Annotated in this window: 18 protein-coding genes; 13 read left to right on the top strand and 5 right to left on the bottom strand. The window is 43.5% G+C overall.

Annotated elements, in window-relative coordinates; genetic code table 11:
- Positions 1–4 precede the first annotated feature (4 nt).
- From F6K51_RS09570 to F6K51_RS09520, 11 genes are all read left to right on the top strand, one after another.
- Positions 5–1,216, top strand: coding sequence for an iron-containing alcohol dehydrogenase (locus F6K51_RS09570; RefSeq protein ID WP_293019867.1), 1,212 nt, complete (start codon positions 5–7; stop codon positions 1,214–1,216).
- 2 nt (positions 1,217–1,218) lie between these two features.
- The gene (locus F6K51_RS09565; protein ID WP_293019866.1) at positions 1,219–1,926 is read left to right on the top strand and encodes a sugar phosphate nucleotidyltransferase; all 708 of its coding nucleotides are present in this window, start codon (positions 1,219–1,221) and stop codon (positions 1,924–1,926) included.
- A 42-nt stretch (positions 1,927–1,968) separates the two neighbouring features.
- Positions 1,969–2,589, top strand: a complete 621-nt coding sequence (locus tag F6K51_RS09560) for an SIS domain-containing protein (protein ID WP_293019865.1) — start codon at positions 1,969–1,971, stop codon at positions 2,587–2,589.
- A 14-nt stretch (positions 2,590–2,603) separates the two neighbouring features.
- The gene (locus tag F6K51_RS09555; protein WP_293019864.1) at positions 2,604–3,230 is read left to right on the top strand and encodes an HAD family hydrolase; all 627 of its coding nucleotides are present in this window, start codon (positions 2,604–2,606) and stop codon (positions 3,228–3,230) included.
- Positions 3,231–3,256: 26 nt separating this feature from the next.
- Complete coding sequence (locus F6K51_RS09550; RefSeq protein WP_293019863.1) at positions 3,257–4,234, top strand: GDP-mannose 4,6-dehydratase; 978 nt, start codon at positions 3,257–3,259, stop codon at positions 4,232–4,234.
- A 53-nt stretch (positions 4,235–4,287) separates the two neighbouring features.
- The gene (locus F6K51_RS09545; RefSeq protein ID WP_293019862.1) at positions 4,288–5,001 is read left to right on the top strand and encodes a sugar phosphate nucleotidyltransferase; all 714 of its coding nucleotides are present in this window, start codon (positions 4,288–4,290) and stop codon (positions 4,999–5,001) included.
- Entirely contained in the window at positions 4,994–6,178 is a 1,185-nt protein-coding gene (locus tag F6K51_RS09540; protein ID WP_293019861.1) for a DegT/DnrJ/EryC1/StrS family aminotransferase, read from the top strand. The genes F6K51_RS09545 and F6K51_RS09540 overlap by 8 nt, the downstream gene beginning before the upstream one ends.
- Positions 6,179–6,246: 68 nt before the next feature.
- The gene (locus F6K51_RS09535; protein ID WP_293019860.1) at positions 6,247–7,311 is read left to right on the top strand and encodes a radical SAM protein; all 1,065 of its coding nucleotides are present in this window, start codon (positions 6,247–6,249) and stop codon (positions 7,309–7,311) included.
- A 12-nt stretch (positions 7,312–7,323) separates the two neighbouring features.
- Complete coding sequence (locus F6K51_RS09530) at positions 7,324–8,157, top strand: class I SAM-dependent methyltransferase (RefSeq protein ID WP_293019859.1); 834 nt, start codon at positions 7,324–7,326, stop codon at positions 8,155–8,157.
- 22 nt (positions 8,158–8,179) lie between these two features.
- Entirely contained in the window at positions 8,180–8,887 is a 708-nt protein-coding gene (locus tag F6K51_RS09525) for a PIG-L family deacetylase (RefSeq protein WP_293019858.1), read from the top strand.
- Positions 8,888–8,963: 76 nt separating this feature from the next.
- Positions 8,964–10,073: a glycosyltransferase family 4 protein gene (locus F6K51_RS09520; RefSeq protein WP_364304350.1), complete on the top strand. Its 1,110-nt coding sequence runs from the start codon at positions 8,964–8,966 to the stop codon at positions 10,071–10,073.
- A 575-nt stretch (positions 10,074–10,648) separates the two neighbouring features.
- On the opposite strand, the gene F6K51_RS09515 is transcribed toward F6K51_RS09520, so the two are convergent.
- Both F6K51_RS09515 and F6K51_RS38365 read right to left on the bottom strand, forming a co-directional pair.
- The gene (locus F6K51_RS09515) at positions 10,649–12,310 is read right to left on the bottom strand and encodes a phosphoglucomutase, alpha-D-glucose phosphate-specific (RefSeq protein ID WP_293019856.1); all 1,662 of its coding nucleotides are present in this window, start codon (positions 12,308–12,310) and stop codon (positions 10,649–10,651) included.
- Between the two features lie 601 nt (positions 12,311–12,911).
- On the bottom strand, positions 12,912–13,247 hold the full coding sequence (locus F6K51_RS38365; protein ID WP_365939932.1) for a transposase: 336 nt from the start codon (positions 13,245–13,247) through the stop codon (positions 12,912–12,914).
- Between the two features lie 110 nt (positions 13,248–13,357).
- Here F6K51_RS38365 and F6K51_RS09510 point away from each other — a divergent pair, with 110 nt between their 5' ends.
- On the top strand, positions 13,358–14,404 hold the full coding sequence (locus F6K51_RS09510; protein ID WP_293019855.1) for a GGDEF domain-containing protein: 1,047 nt from the start codon (positions 13,358–13,360) through the stop codon (positions 14,402–14,404).
- A gap of 3 nt (positions 14,405–14,407) precedes the next feature.
- Here the strand turns inward: F6K51_RS09510 and ntcA are convergent, their stop codons facing one another.
- The 3 genes from ntcA to F6K51_RS09495 form a co-directional block, all read right to left on the bottom strand.
- Positions 14,408–15,085, bottom strand: a complete 678-nt coding sequence (ntcA, locus tag F6K51_RS09505; protein ID WP_293019853.1) for a global nitrogen regulator NtcA — start codon at positions 15,083–15,085, stop codon at positions 14,408–14,410.
- 112 nt (positions 15,086–15,197) lie between these two features.
- The gene (locus F6K51_RS09500; protein WP_293019852.1) at positions 15,198–15,347 is read right to left on the bottom strand and encodes a hypothetical protein; all 150 of its coding nucleotides are present in this window, start codon (positions 15,345–15,347) and stop codon (positions 15,198–15,200) included.
- A 450-nt stretch (positions 15,348–15,797) separates the two neighbouring features.
- Positions 15,798–16,004, bottom strand: a complete 207-nt coding sequence (locus tag F6K51_RS09495) for a hypothetical protein (RefSeq protein ID WP_293019851.1) — start codon at positions 16,002–16,004, stop codon at positions 15,798–15,800.
- A gap of 517 nt (positions 16,005–16,521) precedes the next feature.
- Between F6K51_RS09495 and fabI the strand changes: the two genes are divergently transcribed.
- Positions 16,522–17,298, top strand: a complete 777-nt coding sequence (fabI, locus tag F6K51_RS09490) for an enoyl-ACP reductase FabI (RefSeq protein ID WP_293019850.1) — start codon at positions 16,522–16,524, stop codon at positions 17,296–17,298.
- Positions 17,299–17,344: the final 46 nt, after the last annotated feature.

Raw genomic sequence — 17,344 nt, 5'->3', positions numbered from 1 at the left:
AATTATGAAAACTTTGCTTTCCCCGAACTTTAGTGAGCAGCTAAAAAGCAGCAAATTTCTTGAAGTTTGCTTCAACTTTGGCGAGCGCAACATGCCCATCCTGATTGGTCAAGATGTACATCATGAGTGCATTAAGTTTTGCCAACAAAAGAATCCTGATCAAATATTTTTTATCGCAGATGATCGTGTTTGGGAACTGTATGGAACTGTCATTGAATCACGATATTGTTCTAATTTTTCAGTGCGTAAAGCGCTGGTCAAACCCTCTGAGAAATTAAAGACCTTAGATCAAGTTAATCGTCTCTTAGAAGAGGCGATTGCAGCGGGGGTAACTCGCCGCAGTATCGTGATTGCCCTTGGAGGCGGGCTTGCAGGGAATATTGCTGGGATGGTTGCAGGCCTGCTTTACCGAGGCATTTCTATGGTTCATATGCCAACAACCTTCCTGGCCATGTCAGATTCAATTTTATCACTCAAACAGGCCGTAAATGGTCAGCGTGGGAAGAACCTGTTTGGCATGTACTACTTACCTGAAGCTAGTTTTGTCTCTGTCAATTTCTTGAAGACTTTGCCTGAAAAAGAACTTATTGCTGGCATCAATGAACTAATCAAAAATTGCCTTGTTTTTGATGCTGAACAAACAGAAAAGCTGGTCTCCTTGATTAGGCAGCCAGCTAATGATTCCACGTGGATTCAATTAGTTTTGCTCGGGATAAAGGCAAAACAGAAGCTACTTCTTATCGATCCTTATGAAAAGGGAATAGGGATTTCCCTGGAGTATGGCCATACGGTGGGTCACGCTTTAGAGGTCCAGCACAGTGAATTATCCCATGGGATTGCTGTTGGATTAGGAATGTTAGTAGCTTCTGCCATCTCCTTAAATCGAGAATGGTTAAGTGAAGAGGAGTATTGGTTACACTACCGTCTACTCCATGGTGCTAATCCGAAGATTCAATTTCCACAGACCCTCGATTTTGACAAAACCCTCCAACTGATCCGGAAGGACAACAAACATGGCTATCTCAGTTCAGGTTTAGAACAACATCCCTTTGTTTTATTGCGGTCGATTGGTCTGGTTGCGATGACTCATGAAAAACCTTTAGTCTGTGTTAATGAGGCTGAGATACTCACGGCGATAGAGCGAGCCCGTAGAGATATTGATGTATTTTCTCAAACACACAGTTCTGTCTCAACAAAAGCAATGCAGGAGGCCTAATCATGTTTGATCAGGCTGTTATTCTCGCAGGAGGAAGAGGAACGCGTCTTGCTCCTCTTACAGATACTTTGCCAAAGGTTATGGCTCCAGTTGAAGAACATCCTTTCTTGGAGTACCAAATTCAGTATCTACAGCGACAGGGCATTCGGTCAATCTTGCTATTACTTGGCTATCGCTGGGAACAAGTGAAAGATTACTTTGGTAATGGCCATAAGTGGAATGTTGAGATTGAATATAGTGTCGAAACAATGCCATTAGGGACAGCAGGCTGCTTATCCAATGCCTATGAAAAGTTGAATGATGTATTTGTTGTTGTCTACGGTGACTCTTTTCTGCCGTGTGACTACTCGCTGATGTTTCAACATTCTCAGCAGTACGATCAAACAGCCATCATGACAATCTATCCAAATCAAGGTGAACTGCCGGTTCCCAATAATGTTCGAGTCAGCCCTGATGGATTTCTCCAGCAATACATTAAAGATAGACCCGATCTGAAACTTGAATATGTTGATGCAGGGGCTTTAGTCTTACATCTTAACCATATAGATAACTTTCCCAATAAAATTCCAGCTAGCTTAGAAGAAGATATTTTTCCAGATTTCGCATCCGCTGGAACAATGCAAACCTTTATGAGTAAACATCGTTTTTATGACATTGGTACCCCGAGCCGACTAGACCAGTTTCGTCAAGATTTTTCCCAATTTTTTTGACTCGAAATATAAATGCAGTCTTGTAAAATAAATATTAAAATCATGAGTCCTGTTACATCAATAAAAAAGAGCAAATATCGGCCTCGACAGATAATTGAAAATCCAAGGAAATATGCTAAAACACTCAGTGATGTACTCGCTAATTTGGATTTTGATACGGTTGAAGCGATCGCCCATCTCATTGCAGATGTTGGATTACGACAGGCACAGGTTTTGCTCATTGGGAATGGTGGCAGTGCCAGTAATGCATCCCATTATCACTGTGACTTAACTAGTGCTTTTCGCACCTATCAATCACGGCTGCGAGTTCTCAATTTGGCAGGCTCTCCATCGATTATTACTGCACTTGGCAATGACTTTGATTTCCGAAAGATCTTTAGTTTTCAGGTTAAGGAAACAGGCAATCCGGGTGACCTTTTATTGATGCTAACGGCCTCAGGTAATTCGCCTGACATTTTAGAAGCCTGTGCAACTGCTCAAGATCTCAGTATCAAAACGATATCGATCACCGGGTTTGGTGGTGGTAAAGTTGCTTCAATGGCTGATTTGAACCTTACGATTCCCTCTAATAATTATGGTGTTATCGAAGATGTTCAGCTCGTTTTAGGACATATGTTTAGCCAGAAGATTTGTGGATTATTTGAAGATAAGATTGATGTTTAGGGTCAATTCTTCTTATGGCAACTCAGTTAAAACTTAAGCCAGCGATCTTCTTAGACCGGGATGGCACATTGATCAAGCATGTTCACCATCTCTGCAATCCTGAGGATGTAGAGTTAGAGCCCACTGCTGTTTCTGCACTATCTTTGCTACGAGAAGCTGGGTTTGCTTGCGTCGTAGTCACGAATCAATCTGTTGTAGGAAGGGGGATGTTAAGTCTGAAGGGCTTAGAATCTATTCATGCCAGACTGGAGATGCTACTTCACGACCAAGGGATTGGCATTGATGCTATTTATTACTGTCCCCATGTTCCTCAAACTTCAGACCTGACGCAGATCGAGCACATTGACCGCAAACCTGGGCCAGGCATGCTACTGCGGGCTGCGCAAGAAATGGGGCTCTCAATTTCACAAAGTTGGATGATTGGAGATTCAATTAGTGACGTTTTAGCAGGGGCCAACGCTGGCTGCAAAGGAAGTTGTTTAATTCAATCTAATCTCTATCGACCTGAATGGACAAATGCTGCAGAAGTTTCGTATTTAGCGTCTGATCTTCTGGATGCAGTTAAATATATTTTGCATGCTTCGCTGCTTGCAGACTCTCCTGATGAAATCATCGACGCTATTTCAGCTTCTAATCTCTAGATTAACCTAATTTCTAAAGAGTAGCTATGACAGTTTTAGTAACGGGTGCAGGTGGATTTATTGCTAGCCATCTTGTTGAGATGTTGCTTCAGAATGGGCATCAAGTCAGAGCTTTGGTTCGTTACAATAGTCAAGGCAGCTGGGGACATCTTCAAGACATTCAGCCTCAGTTACGAGAAAATCTAGAGGTTTGTCTAGGCGATATTACCGATCCCTACTTCGTGACAGATCTGGTTGCAAATTGCGAGGTTGTTTTCCATCTGGCAGCATTGATCGGAATTCCCTATTCCTATCACGCTCCTGCTTCTTATCTTGCAACCAATACAGGTGGAACTTTGAATATCTTGCAAGCCTGCCGACAAAAAACAGTGCGTCGGGTTATTATTACTTCAACTAGTGAAGTGTACGGTACTGCCCTCTATACACCGATGAGGGAGGATCATCCTTTACAGGCTCAATCTCCTTATGCTGCGAGTAAGATTGCAGCTGATAAACTTGCGGAATCTTTCTTTTGCACTTATGACTTGCCTGTCGTTACCCTACGACCATTTAACACCTATGGTCCTCGGCAGTCAGCGCGGGCTATTATTCCAACGGTGCTGTCTCAGGCTATGGCAGGAACGAACACAATTCGTTTAGGAAATTTAACGCCCAAGCGAGACTTAACCTTTGTATTGGACACTGCGAGAGCCTTCTTATTGGCATCAGAAGCATCAGGTATCGAGGGAGAAACTATCCATTTTGGACAGGGTAATGCAGTGAGCGTGGCAGAAATTGCCCATACTTGCTTAAAGGTCGTAAACAGTCATGCTGAGATTATAAGTACGGCTGAACGGCAACGTCCCAAGCAAAGTGAAGTTGATCTACTTTTGTGTGATGCTTCAAATGCAAAACAGCGATTAGGATGGCAGCCTCAGGTGTCTTTGGAAGCAGGACTATTACAGGTTGCTGAATATATGAAACAGCACCAAGCTCAATATCGAAATCAAGACTATGTTGTCTGAGAGGTAGTATGAAAGGGTCTGGCTCAAGTACCGATCACCATCTTACCGCAGGAATGAAGGCTGTCATTTTAGCTGGAGGAAAAGGCACGCGCCTTAAGCCCTTTACAGTCAATTTTCCTAAACCTTTAGTTCCACTAGGTGATGTTCCGATTATAGAAATTCTCATCCGCCGTCTGCTTCGCTATGGCATTACCAACATTACCCTAACATTGGGCCATTTAGCAGAGTTGGTGAAGGCTTACTTTGATCATCGACATAGCTTGGTAGAAAAAATAAACCTGGATTTTGTTGAAGAGGAAGAGCCAACGGGAACTGCAGGCTCGTTATCCTTCATTCCAAATCTTGACCAAACATTTTTGGTCATGAATGGTGATTTACTCACTGATTTAAATTTTAACCATCTTATTCAGTTTCATCGAGATAAGAATGCGGCACTTACGATCGCCTGCTATACTCGGAATGTCAAGATTGATTTGGGTGTCTTGAAGCTGAATGACCACCATCAAGTGATTGACTACATCGAAAAGCCAGAGACCTCTTATCCGGTCAGCATGGGGATCTATGCCTATGAGCCCCGTGTCCTTAAATATATTGAGTATGGCAAATACCTCGATCTCCCAGACTTAGTTTTACGGCTAATAGAGGAAGGCGAGCAAGTCTGTGCTTATCCTGCCAATTGCCTTTGGCTAGATATTGGTCGGCCCGATGACTATGCAAAAGCCCAAGATTTATTTGCTGAGAAACGGGAGGAATTTGACCTTGTCTAACTGGAAAGTTCCCCTCAGCGATTTGGATTACGGAGTAGAAGAAGAAAAGGCTATTCAGCGAGTTCTCCAGCGGCAATGGCTGTCTATGGGGCCAGAAGTCAAAGTTTTTGAGGAAGAGTTTTCATCGTTTTTGGGAGTTAAGCACGCGATCGCCGTTTCGAGTGGTACCGCTGCCCTGCAACTCGCTTACCTGGCTTTGGGATTAGGAAAAGAAGACGAAGTTATTCAACCTGCGCTTAATTTTGTTGCTGCGGCTAACACGGCTATTGCAGTGGGTGTTCGCCCCATTTTTGCAGATATCATTAGCCTGGATGAACCAACCCTTGATATCACAGATGTTGAACATCGAATTACGCAGCAAACAAAGGCAATTGTCGTTATGCACTATGGAGGATATCCCTGTCGCATGGCTGACCTTCGAGCCCTCTGTGAACGCCATGATTTAGCCGTGATTGAGGATGCTTGCCATGCAGTGGGTGCTCGCTACCTGGACTCACAAGCTCGGTTTCCTCACGGTCATCGAGTGGGACAACTGGGAGATATTGCCTGTTTCTCGTTCTTTAGTAATAAAAACCTGGCGACAGGAGAAGGAGGGCTCATCACAACCGATCAAGACGATTTGGCCAAGCGTGTTCGCTTATTGCGCTCCCACGGAATGACTACGCTAACCTGGGAACGCCACAAGGGACACGCCCGATCTTACGATGTAGTTCTACATGGTTTTAACTATCGTTTTGATGAAATCAGAGCTGCCTTAGGACGCACACAACTTCAAAAGCTAGAGAGCAATAATCATCGACGACAGGAAATCGTGAATGCCTATTATAGTCAGCTGGATTCATTGTCTAATTGGATAATTCCTTTCCGCCATTTCTCTGGTGACTCAGCTTATCATTTAATGCCAATTGTCGCACCCGATCAACGTACACGTGAACGTGTTGTTCAAGACTTGAAGCTTGCAGGCATCCAAACCAGTCTACATTATCCCTGCATTACTAATTTTACTGCTTTTGGACATTTAGAAGCTTCTGGAGTCGAAAAAAGTAAGGCGTTTTCTCAAAGGGTGATAACCCTTCCTCTGTATCCAACGATGACATTAGATCAGGTCAATTATGTTTGTTCTAATTTGCTTTCATCCTCCCGGATATCGCTTTTGGAGGATTCAAATGATGCCTAAGTCATGACTGTAGGGCTGTTAGAAGGCTTTTCCATATTAATTAGTATCATTTTTTGAGGAGATAATTTATGTTATCCATCAGCAAAACAATCGAAAACAATTCTCAAACACAAATAGTTTCAGCTCACTGTAGCGATTATCCACAGGGACTTTACATTGAATTAACTGATCGGTGTAATCTTCTCTGTCCCATGTGTCGACAATCAGCCGTTGCGGGTGATGTTCTGTCGCTAGAGGTGTTCAAAGAGATTGCAGATGCACTTTTTCCTCATGCCCGCTTTGTCGATTTGCGCGGTTGGGGTGAAAGTACACTACTACCTAATTTCGAGGCATATCTCGATTATGCTATGCGGTTTCCACTGCAGAAAAAATTGATCACTAATGCAACAGTAAATAAACCCCACCTGTGGCAGAAGCTTGGAGAAGCGGGGGTGATTGTTGGTGTTTCCATTGATGCAGCGGATCCCGAACTCTATGAACAGCTGCGAGTAGGAGCAAAACTAGAAAAAATGTTGGCAAATGTTCGCCAGATCATCCGAGCAGCAGAAACTTCGGGGTTAGATCCAAAGCAGCAAGTTTATTTCTGCATTACTGCCAGTGGTATGAACTTGCTGGATATCAAGAATATTGTTCACATCGGTCTCGACCTTGGGATTGACCGTTTTAAGCTGGAGCCCTTGAAAACCAGTGATGGCGATCCAAATCATCTGAAGTACCATATCCAAACCGTGAAAGCAGAAACAGCTGCTTTGAAAACCCTAGTTGAGGAAACAGGGGCTCGTATTGAACTTTCTGCCTCATTGATTGAAGAACAAGTGTATGAGCCAGCGGTTAGAAAATTGTGTATTCATCCTTGGCAATACCTTTATGTCAATAGTCGAGGACGCATGGGATTTTGTGATCACCTTAATGGGGTGGAAGAGTTCACATTTGCAAATTGGAGTGAGGGAAGCTTCGAAGATTTCTGGAATGGTCCCGAGATGGTTCAACTGAGGAAAGAGCACTTGGCACGCTTCAATCAGGGACAGGAAATTGCAATCTGTGGTGATTGTAATTGGTGCTACAACCGTCGCTATATGGACCTAGAGGATATGATCGATCCGAACTGGTCAGAATACCGAGTACAACTTTAGGAGATGCAATCAATGCAGGAAAAATATTGCTGTCCCTGGGAACATCTCTTTTACGAACCAGTATTACTGGATTCTGCTTCTGGAGATGCTGATAGCGGTGATACGGTTGAATACTATCAGTCGGCGCTGAAATCTGGAGAGCATCGTATCTTAGATATTGGTTGTGGGACAGGTCGCTTAGCAATTCCTCTGGCTCAATGTAATTATGAGGTCCACGCAGTTGATTGCTCGCCAGAGATGATTTCTTTCTTCCAGGACAAGTTAAAAAGTTTCAGCCAGGAAGGACACTCTAGCCTGCAAGATAATCTACATCTCAGTTCCCTGGATATTGTGACATCTTCCTATGGGAAGAAGGTTGATGTTGCGATCGCAGTCGATGACTTTCTAACCCATTTTCTGGACAAATCTAGTTTACGGAGTGCCCTTAAGAATATTGCCCTTAGCCTTAAGCTAGGAGGACGTTTTATGACAGATTTACGTGGTCGCAGTCAAGAACGACTGGCCAAAGCTAGCCAAGCCGGAGCTAAACCAATGCTTTTTTTTGGGATTGTTCATCAAGTATCAACCCCTTCTGGGAATCGCTCTGTTGCCATGCGCTCAGCTGAAGATTACGATCCCCATAGACAAATCATGACAAGTAACCAAATATTTGAATGGATTGCACCTGATGGGACAGTTGAGCGCACAGTCTATCGTACACTCCGACAGCGATTGTACCATCAAGAAGAACTAGAAAAGATTGCTTTAGACGTCGGTCTAAGGTTGGTATCTGTGTACAAGCGTCTTCATCCCATGCAGCCAGCCAGCTTTACCTCAGGGATGTCTTTAGAATTTTGCACAGTGTAGTTGAAAAACTTCAAATACGTGTATGGACTTACTTCTCTCAGCCCACGCTGATGATGTTGCTTATTCGATTGGTGGTCTTCTGCTGAAAGGATATTGTCACGAACCTAAGCTTGTGACTGTTTTTCAAAAGAGCATTTATGCGCCCTATAGTGTGGAATCAGGATCCTCCGAGGCCGTTATTTGCAATATTCGATATGCAGAGGATATCGCCTACGCGAATAAGTTAGGGCTTCAGCATGAGGGCATCGGTCTTAAGGATGTGACACTTCGGGGTTATACTAACCTGGATACAATCTTTACTGTAACTGATTATCGTCAGGATCCCGATGCGGAAGCAAGTATTCAAGCTATTCAGTCCTTTTTAAACACGCAAACTGGTGTAACACGCCTTTGGGTTCCTCTGGGAATTGGCAACCATATCGATCACATCATTCTGCAGAAAGCTGTTTTGTTATGGTCAGCCACTTCTTCGCTGGAAAAGATTTTTTATGAAGATGTTCCCTATACGGGGTTTGAAGAACTCAGTACAATTGAAACCTGGGTTCAGCAAACCTTAGGTGCTGCTGAGTTAGAAATGATTGACATCTGTCAACACCTTGAAGAAAAGCTCCAAAATTTACAACTATATTCCTCACAAGTCTCTTCCGAAGATCTTGAGCGGGTTAAGTTTCATGCTCAGCGCATTGTAGCCGGAACGGCTGTGGAACGTATTTGGCGTCAGAAGACCTGACGCTTTAATCAATTAGCATTGCAAACTAATTAGTACACTAGGTACATAGAAGTGTACCTATGAATATTGGCAATCCATGAACATCGTAATTGTGACTCAATGGCTCGAGCATATGGGAGGATCGGAGGTCCTAACCATGGCCACTGCACTGGCTTTAGACCTGTTGGGACACCAGGTGACGGTTATGATCGCGGAAGGAACCATTCACCCTAGCTTTACAGCACAATTACAACAGCAAAACATTCGTTTTATTTCTTTAGATGTCGAGGGTTCCCTAGACAAAAAACTCAATACTCTCCAAGCGTTATTAGTACAACAGTCATGGGACATCCTTCACTTTATTCCGGTGGAGTCCTTAGCTTGTGCCTGGGTGCAACATACAACAGATACAGCGCATAACAACATTCCGATTGTAGTTACAGAAACCACCAATGCTTCTCCCTCAGTTTGGTGGATGGGCAAAGATGAACAATATGTGTTGCAGAACGTTCAGGGTGTGATTGCCATGTCTTATCAGGCAGCAAGTAACATTTGGCGTTTACGTGACAAAAACAAGCCTCTACATGTGATTCCCTCCTTTTTACCTCCCCAGAATAGATCCTGGGAAACCTTTATGAGTCCAATTGCAGAGACTGCATTTAACCATATTGGTTGTATCAGCCGTTTGTCTGAGGAAAAAGGGTTAGAATTCCTATTAGCAGCAATGGCAATGCTCAAGGCTGAAAACTCTCAGATAACGCTCCATTTATACGGTGATGGACAAGAGCGTTACCGAGTCGAGTCTCTCATTCGTGCCTTTGAGCTGGAGAATTCGGTGATTTTACATGGCTATGTTGAGGATATCTATGAAGCGATCGAGCAGTGTAGCTTATTTGTTTTGCCGTCTTTGCTTGAAGGCCTTCCCCTTTCGTTGCTCGAGATTATGGCATCAGGTCGCACCTTCATTGCAACGAATGTGGGCGGTATACCAGAACTTGTCAATGATGGCGATTGGGCCATGCTGGTCGAAAAAGGAGATTCCAGAGCATTGGCGAATGCAATCAAATGTATTGCCTATAATCGAGAACATTTACTGCATGCTGGCAAAAAGGCAAGAGCTGTGTACGAAAAATCTTGGCATTCCAAACTCATGGCAGAAACTATCGTTAAATTCTACAAAGATGTTTTGAGCCGAGCTGACCTGTAGAGAAATTTCTCCCCAGTTACTAACACAACATTTAACTCACGAGCCTGGTCACAAAATTCTCAAACTGTAGAGGCATTCAAGTATTTTCCTAGAAGCCCACCTAACTTCATCAGCACTGTAATGGCAGCGACGATGAAAAATCTTATAACCCACATTCCGCAGGTTGACAGTGTTGCTGGGGGATTTTATTAAAAATGCTAGAATGCTTACTATATAAGCATTAAACCCAGATTAATACGAGCGTGGTGCTAGCCAGCTCAAACCCCAGTCAATTCGGGCATGTGAGTCGTCCAGGGGAGAGATTAGTTGGGGCAACGATTGAGGGTAGCAATTGCGTAAACTGTGCGTTCGCTGCGCCACTAATAGCCGACCCAATGGGGTCGAATAGCCGACAATGAAGGACTATTCAACCGTGAGTCGGTTGGGACTTAATTCCTGAAACCATTGCCCCGTCTGACTTTTAAAATCTTCAAAACGTACATGAGGACCTGCGGAATGTGAGTTATAAGCCATCAGCCCGGTTTAATTTAGAGTATTTATTGTTCGTATTTATACTAACTAGTAACTAGTAAAATTTATTGAGTAACATTATTTACAATCTGGATAGCTTCTTGCATAAGCAAGTCCAGATGATGCTCACTTTTGAAACTTTCTCCATAAACCTTATAAACGGGCTCTACCATTTCCGTTCCTGACGGACGAGCAACAAACCATCCATTAGTCGTCCTGATCTTAATCCCTCCCAATGATGCATCATTCGCCGGAGCCCTGGTAAATTTAGCAACAATAGGATCCCCCGCCAGAGTAGACGCACTTATTTCAAACTCTGAGAGTTGACTTAGTTTTTTCTTTTGGCCTGGTTTAGCAGGAACAAAAATCTTAGTATAGTAACATTCACCATACTTATCGGTTAAATCTTGATAGTGCCTGCTGAGATCCTTTCCACTTTTCGCAAAAATTTCTGCTGCCAACAAGTTCATGACAATCCCATCTTTATCTGTTGTCCATACAGAACCGTCTTTACGCTGAAAAGATGCTCCAGCACTTTCCTCACCAGCAAAATTTAGACTACCTTCTTGCAGTCCTGGAACAAACCATCTGAATCCAATGGGAGCTTCATAGAGTGAGTAGCCAATCGAACGAGCAACCCGATTGAGCATATCACTGGTCACAATAGATTTACCGATAACACCGCTGGCAGACCAATCAGATCGCGATTGAGCCAGATAACCAATTGCTACAGCAAGAAAGTGGTTGGGAGGGATTAAACCAGCATTAGGTGTGACCACACCAAAGCGATCGCTATCTGCATCATTGCCAAAAGCTATATCATACTTATCTCTTACTTTCACTAAGTTAGCCATGACCTCAGGAGAAGAGCAATCCATGCGGCGCTTGCCATCCCAATCAGGTGCCAGAAAATAAAAACTTGGATCAATGGTTCGCTCAAGGATATCTAGCTTGAGTTGATAATGCTCAGCAATTGCATCCCAGTAACAAACACTCGAACCACCTAACGGATCAACACCAATATGAATATCTGAGGTGGAAAGAGCTTTTAAGTCTACAACTGTGCATAAATCTCTAACATAACCAGAAATATAATCGTAAATATGAGTGGTAGGAGCCTTTAGAGCTTTTTCATAGGTCCACCGCTTGACCTCTCGATTACCATTCCCTAAGAGTTGATTAGCACGCGCCTCAATCCATTGAGTTGCTATGGGCTGCGCTGGCCCACCTGAGGGCGAGTTGTACTTTATACCGCCGTCGCAAGGAGGATTATGAGACGGGGTGATAATCAGGCCATCAGCCAAATGTCTTATCTTCCCCCTATTATAGTGAAGAATTGCATAGGAAATAACTGGTGTTGGCGTATAGCGAGCATCCCCCGTCAAGGGAGCAATGTAAATATCTATTTCATGGGCAGAGAAAACTTCTAAGACAGTTCTTTGGGCGGGTGATGACAGGCCATGAGTATCCATTCCTACAAACATTGGACCACAAATTCCCTGTTGTTGACGAAATTCCGCGATCGCCTGAGCGATCGCAAGAATATGAGCTTCATTAAAACTTCCCAAGGTCGATGTACCTCGATGCCCAGCTGTACCAAATTTTACACGTTGCTTTGTGTCACCTGGTTGAGGTTGGATACTGTAGTAATCACTTAAGAGATTTTGTGACTCAACTTCTTGATCTGGCCCAAGAATGTAAGCCCCTAATTCTTTCGATTCTCTCATCTTCATTATTCTTTTATTGACGTTCTTTCCCTAACTCATACCCCTGTCTTTTATACCAGGGTAAACGCATCTAATTTGGTCTAAATGGTAACATACAAAACTCTCATTAAGTCAATTTTTTTTTTAATTCGAATAAATCCCATCCTAAAGCAGTTTTTTTTTGTTCAAAGTCAACAAATTTTACGCTGACTTTGAACAATAATCAAAGTCGGATTTGCGTACGAAACCCGAATGTAGAGTACTCTCAAATCGACCAAGGATAACACGGCCAAGAATTGAGAATGAATTGTGCTTATTGAGAATCAACAGGGTAATTATAGATTTTTGATATTATTGTTTAGTTTTTAACTGTAAATTTTGATACAAATTTCGATGCGTTTACCCTGTATACTCTACAGGCTCCTAGTTATAACTAGTCGCACCCCATATCCCAATCTCGTTTTCTGCTGCTTCATTAGAGATTTTAGTTCTTCTACTGATTCAGCAATGTCTATTTTCGGTACTCCTGACATCGATAATTATTCTGATTTTTTTTACTTTACCAAGTCTCTCATATCAAGTCACATTAATTGACCATAGTTAAGCAGCTTCTTCCATTACCTCAGGCTACCAATGATAGAAGCTGATGCAGCGGATCAACTCTCAGGGAATTGAGCAAATAGCGCCAGCGTTGCTCAACAAGGTCTTCAAGGGGTTCTATTGAGTCAAATACTATATTTCCCAAGGCTTGATTCACCACAGGCCATAATCGCTCTGCCGGTTGTAATTCAGGAGAGTAAGGGGGTAAGGGGAAAAGATGAATCCCCTCTGGCACCTCCAACTTCTCACTCATATGCCACCGAGCCTGATCTACAGTTAGANTGGGGAATCGGGAATCGGCAATGGGAAATTGGTAACTGATCCAACTGTACTTGAGCTCCCAAACGATAGTCAGCAATAGGAGAAATTTATCTAGTTATCTAGAATCTATCTATCCCATAGCCAATCCCATAGACTGGTGAATTTAGAGCCAAACGTATTAGCTAATACTTTCTTGAAGAAGTAGCAGTGTTAAGATTATTAATTGCTGGTGAATGTATTAGCTCTGTAGAGCTAACTATAAATAAAAACGATACTTCTATATTAGTAGTAGGAAATAAACAGTTTATCACTGCATTTGTGAAGCGGACTTGCTATATAAGGTCTAGCACTGTCGAGGTATCTTGGGAACTTGATGATGTCATACAACTCATCAAGACTAGACAACCCGCTATTTTAATTTTGCAGGCAACCCAGGTGGCTAGTTTACAAATATGTCGTCATATTAAAGAACAAAAGCTGCTCGGTTGGATATACTGCATTTTGATCAATGACTTGCCCGAAATAGCGATTACAAAAATGGGCCGAGACCCAAACTGGGAGTTAAGAGAATGTGCTCAAGCCCTAGAAAACGGTGCAGATGCCTACTTACGGATCAGTTCAATCAGTAATCAAGACTCAGCCATAGCTGTAGCAGAAAATCGGTTGCTTAAGGCACAAATTCAGGCAGGGTTACGAGGAGTGCGACTATACCGGCAAGCAATGCACACTAATGATTTCCTATCTAGGATAGCATTGGTTGATCCCTTGACAGAATTGAGCAATCGTCGGGCAATGGAATGGGAGTTACCCCGACAAGTCGAAAATGCCTTTAGTCAATCAACGCCCCTGAGTCTGATTATCCTAGATGTAGACTATTTCAAGTCCATCAACGACAACTACGGACATCCGGTAGGCGATCGCGCTCTCAAGCTACTGGCAAGTCGTCTCAAACATAACCTACGAATTCAAGATTCCCTCTTTCGCTATGGTGGAGAAGAGTTTGTGATCATTCTTAGTCACACTGACTGTGAAGAAGCCCTAGCAGTGGCTAATCGAGTGCGACATATTATTAGCGATCAACCGTTTCAGATTGATGGAAGATTGGTGCTCGGAATTACCATTAGCTTGGGTGTTGCTTCCCTTAACCATACGGACGACCATAGAGGGGAAAGCCTACTGCGATCTGCTGACGAGAACCTACGGATTGCTAAATCTAATGGTCGCAATCAGGTTTATTGTTGTTGCAATCACTAATTTTCAAGTAAATTGCTGACTCAAAACCACTGGCTTGTGGACAGTAATTTTTTTCTTGTGAATCGAAATCATTTCTTTTTCCCGTAGGTCTCCCAGTAGACGGGTGACAGTCACCCGAGTCGAACCGATAGCTTCTGCGATCGCTTGATGGGACAACTTCAGTTCAATGGTAATGCCATCGCCACAGGGTATCCCAAAGTCACGGCAGAGAATTAATAGAAAACTCACCAATCGAGACTCCATATCCCGATGAGCTAGGGTTTCGATCATCATTTCCGTCTGTAATATCCGAGACGATAGCCCCCGTAACATCAACATTGATAATTCCGGGTTTTCCTTCAGTGCTTTTTCGACCTGGTCAATCGGGGAAGAGAGTAACTCTACAGTTGTAAAGGCAACTGCATGGTAGAACCGATCAGATTGGTGACCAGTAATCAGGGATAGAACACCGAAAACCGTATTTTCTCGCAGCAGTGCTACAGTAATTTCTTCCCCTACTTCGTATACTCTAGAAAGTTTTACAGCACCTTTTAGCAAAAAGTAAACCCGTTCAGCTGGATCTCCTGGAAAGAAAATCGTCTTACTTCGCTCATAGGTTTCTACGACTGGTGGAAACGCTCCTCTACCAATCTGACGAAACACAGCCGCTAGTGGTGTATCCTGCGTCACAACCCTATCCATATCTATTTCTTTGTACAAATGCCCCTATCTATTTACATTTAAGAGACTTCCGGGGATGTTAAGCCACGGATTAGCTCATTAATCTGGTATATTTAGGCTATTTTAGCGGATTTTAAACAGTTTTATTTAGTTTGTTGTGAACTGCTACAACCGTTTCCAATTCCCCTTGCCCATCAATTTCGGCGGTGCGACCCGTGGCGAATTTAATTCGACGACTGTAACCGCACCGGGCAAGTTTTGAGCTAATTTGCCAACAGGCCAACAGTATTAACTGCTAGTCTATATTTTAGCAAGCTCTTGGCTTGATTCTTACTTAACCCCTGAGGGGAAAGCGGCGATTAGTACCAATCATCGTGGAATCGACAAATTTATCAAAAATATTGGGTTTAAAACCCCGTCCTTCTAGGACGGCTTTCTGAAAATCCACGTCTGTTTGGTGTATAATCTAGATAGGTACAGGCTGAGAAACCGTTGGCTCAACCGGAAGAGAGATCCGCAATTGATTGCCCATAAAGAAGTAATGCCTAGAGGGTAGGGAAAGTCCTCTTTAAAAACCCAATCGTCAATCAACAGTTGGCGTGTGAACCTAGAAGAATAACCTTTGAGATAAAACAAAGTACGGTGGGGCACACCGGAACTTGAGGAAAAGGAAGGGAAACGGACTTTTAAGGCACTTCCAACAAGTACTTGAACGCCTAAGGAGAACTGCCCTCTAGGTCTGTCGTGAATTGACTGGGAATTTGGTGTTTTCACGGATTTGCGGGTTTTGTATTGTCTTGTTTTTGGCGGCGTCAAAAATAGGAACTCGGCGGTTTACGGCGGCTCGTAGATCTAGGAATCCCCGCGCCTTTTGGCAAAGCCGTTCGCGTTTGGCCTTTGGCCACGCTACGCGAACAGGCCGGTGAGTGTCAATTCCCACTACTTAATATCAATCTGAGCTAATTTTTTGTAAAAATTGCTACCAAACACTAAAAACCTCAGGGGTCATGATTGGTGCTGACCTCAGGGGGTAAGCCTGAAGGGTAAACAGGAGACCCGGTTTGGGGTGTGGAGCGAACGGGTATGGGGTGCACAATAGCCATTTCCCTGGTTCTAGTCGGGTGAGTAACCTCACCAAACTTGCCATAACCCATCCCTATTAACTTGGGGAGTTAGTCGCTATTTCGCTTCCGGGTGATTGCAGATCGCCGATAGAGGTAGTTTTATTACCTGGCACGCTTGCTTATAAACGATAATAAACGTTTATACTGAAAATTTATAATAAAAATTATAACAATTTAATACTTGACCAGACTTGGGCTCACAATTACCTATTACTAGTTGAGATGGAGCTGAAAAACTCAACGTTGCTGCATTCAGGGATATAATAACTGGGCTGTCATAGATGGCTAACTAACCTTCAACCCTGACTCATAGCGCGACTCAACCTCAAAACCATGCTCGATCTCAACGGAAAAAATGCTTTTGTCACTGGCATCGCCAACAACCGCTCCATTGCTTGGGGGATCGCCCAACAGTTGCACAACGCGGGGGCAAATTTAGGTGTGAACTTTTTGCCTGACGAAAAAGGTCGCTATGAGAAAAAAGTTCGAGACCTGGTAGAGCCGCTCGAGCCTAGCCTTATCATGCCCTGTGATGTCCGAAACGATGCCCAAATTGAAGCGATTGCGGATGCGATCGCAAAACAATGGGGCAAACTGGACATCCTGATTCACTGTTTAGCCTTTGCCAATAAAGAAGATCTATCGGGAGAATTTAGTCAGACATCCCGTGAGGGGTTTTCCCTAGCCTTAGACATTAGCAGTTACTCCCTCAATCGACTAACAGCAGCTTGGAAACACTTGATGACTGATGGGGGTAGCATTGTCACCCTCAGCTATCTTGGCGGGGTTAAAGTAATTCCCAATTATAATGTGATGGGTGTTGCCAAAGCAGCACTGGAAATGAGTGTTCGTTACCTGGCAGCAGAACTCGGACCCCAAACGATTCGGGTCAATGCTATCTCCGCAGGACCAATCCGGACCTTAGCCTCTTCAGCAGTTGGGGGGATAATGGATATGATTCATCATGTAGAGAAAGTAGCACCACTGCGCCGCACTGTTACTCAGGAAGAAGTGGGTAAAGCAGCTGCCTTCTTGTGTAGTGATTTAGCCAGTGGCATCACTGGTCAGGTTTTATATGTAGACGCTGGTTACGAAATAATGGGGATGTAGGTGACATACTCCCACACTGACAAGCACGGTTCAGTGTGGGCTTTTT

Source organism: Moorena sp. SIO3I8 (assembly GCF_010692325.1).
GTDB lineage: Bacteria > Cyanobacteriota > Cyanobacteriia > Cyanobacteriales > Coleofasciculaceae > Moorena.
This window is presented reverse-complemented; position numbering and strand designations above follow the sequence as displayed.

Coding starts and splice junctions, on each gene's coding strand:
- F6K51_RS09520 (WP_364304350.1), top strand. CDS start 8,964: ATGAACATCGTAATTGTGACTCAATGGCTCGAGCATATGGGAGGATCG.
- F6K51_RS09515 (WP_293019856.1), bottom strand. CDS start 12,310: ATGAGAGAATCGAAAGAATTAGGGGCTTACATTCTTGGGCCAGATCAA.
- F6K51_RS09545 (WP_293019862.1), top strand. CDS start 4,288: ATGAAGGCTGTCATTTTAGCTGGAGGAAAAGGCACGCGCCTTAAGCCC.
- F6K51_RS09525 (WP_293019858.1), top strand. CDS start 8,180: ATGGACTTACTTCTCTCAGCCCACGCTGATGATGTTGCTTATTCGATT.
- F6K51_RS09550 (WP_293019863.1), top strand. CDS start 3,257: ATGACAGTTTTAGTAACGGGTGCAGGTGGATTTATTGCTAGCCATCTT.
- F6K51_RS09565 (WP_293019866.1), top strand. CDS start 1,219: ATGTTTGATCAGGCTGTTATTCTCGCAGGAGGAAGAGGAACGCGTCTT.
- F6K51_RS09570 (WP_293019867.1), top strand. CDS start 5: ATGAAAACTTTGCTTTCCCCGAACTTTAGTGAGCAGCTAAAAAGCAGC.
- F6K51_RS09560 (WP_293019865.1), top strand. CDS start 1,969: ATGAGTCCTGTTACATCAATAAAAAAGAGCAAATATCGGCCTCGACAG.
- F6K51_RS09530 (WP_293019859.1), top strand. CDS start 7,324: ATGCAGGAAAAATATTGCTGTCCCTGGGAACATCTCTTTTACGAACCA.
- ntcA (WP_293019853.1), bottom strand. CDS start 15,085: ATGGATAGGGTTGTGACGCAGGATACACCACTAGCGGCTGTGTTTCGT.
- fabI (WP_293019850.1), top strand. CDS start 16,522: ATGCTCGATCTCAACGGAAAAAATGCTTTTGTCACTGGCATCGCCAAC.
- F6K51_RS09535 (WP_293019860.1), top strand. CDS start 6,247: ATGTTATCCATCAGCAAAACAATCGAAAACAATTCTCAAACACAAATA.
- F6K51_RS09555 (WP_293019864.1), top strand. CDS start 2,604: ATGGCAACTCAGTTAAAACTTAAGCCAGCGATCTTCTTAGACCGGGAT.